Origin of the sequence: Methanoregula sp., assembly GCF_002835825.1 — an archaeon.
GTDB lineage: Archaea > Halobacteriota > Methanomicrobia > Methanomicrobiales > Methanospirillaceae > Methanoregula.
In genome coordinates this window covers 1-3,890 of record NZ_PIZH01000219.1, presented here as the reverse complement: position 1 = coordinate 3,890, position 3,890 = coordinate 1, and the positions used below count along the sequence as shown (strand labels likewise).

The window sequence follows — 3,890 nt, the reverse complement described above, 5'->3', positions numbered from 1 at the left end:
GTACAGGTGAAATATGACACATTCTATTATTGACATCCTTATCCGACCCGGCCAGTTCTTTTCGGGCCTTGATACTGAAAAAGAGAGCATGACCCTGCCGCTGCTCATCCTCCTTGCCGGGGGCATTACCGCTGCGGTGTACGGGTACCTGATCGGCGGGGTAACTGCGCATATGATGGGCGGCGCCATGGCCGGTCTTGATACGATTGTCCTGTTATCATCCGTGATCGGCGCGTTTTTGGGAGTCTTTATCTTCTGGGTTATCTGGGCTGCCCTCGTGTATGGTATATCCATCGTATTCAAGGGGTCCGGCAGTTTCTCCGGTACCTTAAAGGTAATCGGGTACGGTTACCTCCCCCAGGTGATCGGTACGGTCATCACCCTTATCGCAGCATTCGAATACGTGCCAAAGATCGTTGTTCCGAAGATCACCTCCGCCATGATGCAGGACCCTGTTGCAGTGCAGCAGGTAACAACCTCCCTTATGAAAGACCCGGCTATGGTGGAGCTGACCCAGATCTCGGCCCTTGTCACCATCGTCTTCTTGCTCTGGAGTGCGAACATCTGGATCTTCGGCCTCCAGCACGCCAGGAAACTGTCGATGCGGGACGCAGCCATCTGCGTTGGCATCCCGGTCATCGCATGGATCTTCTACATGATCTATATGCTTGGAGTATCGTAAATGAGAATCAGCCAGATAATCACTTCACTCTTTGTCGCCCTGCTGGTCAGCCTGGCAGTCGGCGTTGCCAGTGGAGCCTATTCAAACATCAACGAGGATCCGGTCTCCGGAACCTACTACACCGGGAAGGTCTATGTTGCTGAAACGGTTTTCGATCCCGGTTCGTTTTTCTCCGGCGATAAAGGAACCGTGACCTACAAGATCACGAACGGCAACGCAAACACCAGCATCAAGCTGACCCATGTGGTCTTCCGGGACAGTACTTTCTCGCTGGTGGGCGGCAACTACGGCACTACCACAACCCTCGGCCCGCTCCAGACACGCCCGTTCACGTTCTCCATCTTAGCTAACGGGGTCAGCGGGGATTATTATCCGACCTTCTCGGTCAGCCTGTACGATTCCGACCTCAACCATAAGACGCTGGTCCAGATCGACAATACCCCCCTTGAACTGACAGTCGTCGACAAACCCGATGCCTTCACGCAGGGGAAGAAGAAGACCATCTACCTGCAGGTGGCAAACCCCCGGAAGAACAATGTAAGGAATGTCATCCTCACCGCCTCTGGTGCCGGCATTACTGCCAATCCCGAGCGCGTATTCATTGGCGACCTTGCGGCCGCGGCAAAAACACCGGTCAATGTCTCCATCACCCCGGATCAGGAGACAACGCTCATCCTCAACCTGACCTACAACAATGGCGACAATCCCCATGACGTGACCCTGGAGATCCCGATCACGTTTGGGCATGACAAGAAACAGGCAGACCCGGTGATGAGCAATATCCAGGTGATGCCGGAGGGGATGAGCTACCGCGTAACGGGTGACGTGACCAATGCCGGGCTCGAGACGGCAAACGCCGTCATGGTGACCGCCCTTTCACCGGCAATCCCTGAAGACCCGTACAAGACCTACGTGGTCCAGGCCCTCAAGCCGGATGATTTCGGGAGCTTCGAGATCACCTTCTCAACCGACGGCACGGTTGAGAGTATCCCCGTCCAGATCTCATTCAAGGACAGCGACGGGAACGTCTATACCTCTGTCCAGAACGTGACCGTTCCCAATGGCAGGCTTGCTGCCGTGAAGGAAAACGGCCCGCCGCTCGTCCCCATCATTGCCGCGCTTGTCGTTGTCGCCATATTCGTTGGCGGATGGTACTTCTACCTCAGGAAGAAGAAACAGTGACGACGACAGAAGACGACCAGCCGGTCATGGTCTTTTCTGACGTGGCCAAGGTGTACCCCCTCCCGGCCGGAGATGTCCGGGCACTGGACGGTGTATCGTTCCAGGTGGACCGGGGCGAGTTCATCTCCATCATGGGCCCCTCCGGGTCAGGAAAGTCTACGCTCCTGAACCTGATGGGGTGCCTTGACATGCCCTCGGAAGGAGACATCTGGATCAGCGGCACCCGCATCCGGGATATGACGGATACCGAGCTGACCGCACTCCGGCGGGACCGTATCGGGTTCATCTTCCAGTACTTCAACCTCTTCCCCCTCTTGAACATCATCGAGAATGTCACGTTCCCCATGATGCTGAAATCCGGCAGGGGGGTGGACCCGGAGCGGGGAAAAGACGTGCTCCGCGCCGTCCAGCTGGACGATTCGCTTTTTACGCATACGCCCACGGAACTCTCCGGCGGCCAGCAGCAGCGGGTTGCCATTGCCCGGGCGCTCATCAACAACCCGGATATCCTCCTCTGCGATGAACCGACGGGTAACCTCGACTCCAAGACCGGCGCCGGGATCATGGACCTGATGACCGAGCTCAACCGGAACGGCACGACTATTATCATGGTCACCCATGACCAGAACATCGCCGACTACTCGCGCCGGACCATCCGGATCTCCGACGGGAGGATCGTTTCATGATCTTCTGGGAGATTGCAAAGAGAAACATCCGGCTCCACTTCCTCCGGTCAACCCTTGCCATGCTCGGCATCGTGATCGGGGTCGTTGCCATCGCGTCGATGGGTATCCTCGGCAACAGCCTGGTGGCAACGGTTTCTGACAGCCTCTCATCAGTAGGGGACAGCGTCATCGTGTACCCGTACACGGGTGGCGGCGGCGGGTTCGGCGGGGGCAGCGGAAGTTCCCAAAACCTGAAGATAACCGACCAGCAGTTCCAGCAGATCAAACGGGTTGTTGCGCCGGGCATTGCGATACCGGTCCATTCTGCTTCGGAACGCATGAAAGTCGGGGTGAGCAAGGACTACAGTGTTGCATCCGTGTACGGGGTCGATCCCCAGTACCTCAAGGATCTCAACTTCGAACTCACAGCAGGCAGCCTCAACAATGCCAACTCCGGGTGCCTCGTGGGATCGACGTTTGCCAAAGACAACAACATAAAAGTGGGATCCCGGATCTCGATGGGCACGGACGGTTCGAAAGGGACACTCCGCGTGACCGGTATCATCAAGGAGCGGGGCATGGCCTTTGACATCAGCACCGACAATGCCATCATCGCCACCCAGGACTGGTTCGAGGGCACCTACAACACCGGGAAATACTACGACCAGATCGTGGTGAAGGTGAAGCGCGACCAGGACACCGCGAACGTCAAGACCATCATCGAGAAGCAGATGAACAAGCGGGACAGGATCGTCATGGTCATCGACAGCAAGGCTACTCTTGCCACCATCTACGAGACATTCGGCTCGATCACCGCGTTCGTCACGGCCATCGGCGGGATCTCGATGATCGTTGCCGGGGTCTCGATCTTCAACATCATGATGATGTCCGTCAACGAGCGGATCAAGGAGATCGGGATCATGCGGAGCATCGGTACGCAGAAGAAAGAGGTGATGAGCATGTTCGTGTACGAAGCTGCCATCATCGGGGTCATCGGGAGTGTCGTGGGAGGCGTACTGAGCCTTCTTGCCGGGTACGGCATCAGCGCCCTGATGCTCCAGTCAACGAAATACCTCTGGACCCTCTCGACCGTGTCCTCGATTGCCGGGGGCGTCGGCTTCGGGATCATTGTCTGCCTTGCCTGCGGTATCTACCCGGCCTGGCAGGCGGCAAACTTAAACCCCATCGATGCGCTCCGCCACGAGTGAGTGGCATCACCTGAACCTTTTTTTGGCCGGGCACGCTACGGTATGCTATGCAACCGGCGGTGTCTGACCCTGACTGGAACGAGATCTGGAAAGAGCGTCAGCGCCTGCAGGAGACTTCGAAGATCGAGGGCGATCCTTCACACAACTGGGACA

The 3,890-nt window shown here is 57.1% G+C and carries 4 protein-coding genes; all 4 read left to right on the top strand.

All coding sequences use genetic code 11. From position 1 onward, the window contains the following. Nucleotides 1-13: 13 nt before the first annotated feature. Genes CW742_RS08555 through CW742_RS08540 form a run of 4 tightly spaced genes read left to right on the top strand, consistent with a single transcriptional unit; the run spans nucleotide 14 to nucleotide 3,737 of the window. The gene (locus tag CW742_RS08555) at nucleotides 14-682 is read left to right on the top strand and encodes a YIP1 family protein (protein WP_292419146.1); all 669 of its coding nucleotides are present in this window, start codon (nucleotides 14-16) and stop codon (nucleotides 680-682) included. After that, nucleotides 683-1,864, top strand: a complete 1,182-nt coding sequence (locus CW742_RS08550; RefSeq protein WP_292419143.1) for a COG1361 S-layer family protein — start codon at nucleotides 683-685, stop codon at nucleotides 1,862-1,864. A 26-nt stretch (nucleotides 1,865-1,890) separates the two neighbouring features. Continuing rightward, a complete protein-coding gene (locus tag CW742_RS08545; RefSeq protein ID WP_292419149.1) occupies nucleotides 1,891-2,550 on the top strand; it encodes an ABC transporter ATP-binding protein in 660 nt (219 codons plus the stop codon). Further along, the gene (locus CW742_RS08540) at nucleotides 2,547-3,737 is read left to right on the top strand and encodes an ABC transporter permease (protein ID WP_292419140.1); all 1,191 of its coding nucleotides are present in this window, start codon (nucleotides 2,547-2,549) and stop codon (nucleotides 3,735-3,737) included. The genes CW742_RS08545 and CW742_RS08540 overlap by 4 nt, the downstream gene beginning before the upstream one ends. Nucleotides 3,738-3,890 lie beyond the last annotated feature (153 nt).

Coding starts and splice junctions, on each gene's coding strand:
- CW742_RS08555 (WP_292419146.1), top strand. CDS start 14: ATGACACATTCTATTATTGACATCCTTATCCGACCCGGCCAGTTCTTT.
- CW742_RS08550 (WP_292419143.1), top strand. CDS start 683: ATGAGAATCAGCCAGATAATCACTTCACTCTTTGTCGCCCTGCTGGTC.
- CW742_RS08545 (WP_292419149.1), top strand. CDS start 1,891: ATGGTCTTTTCTGACGTGGCCAAGGTGTACCCCCTCCCGGCCGGAGAT.
- CW742_RS08540 (WP_292419140.1), top strand. CDS start 2,547: ATGATCTTCTGGGAGATTGCAAAGAGAAACATCCGGCTCCACTTCCTC.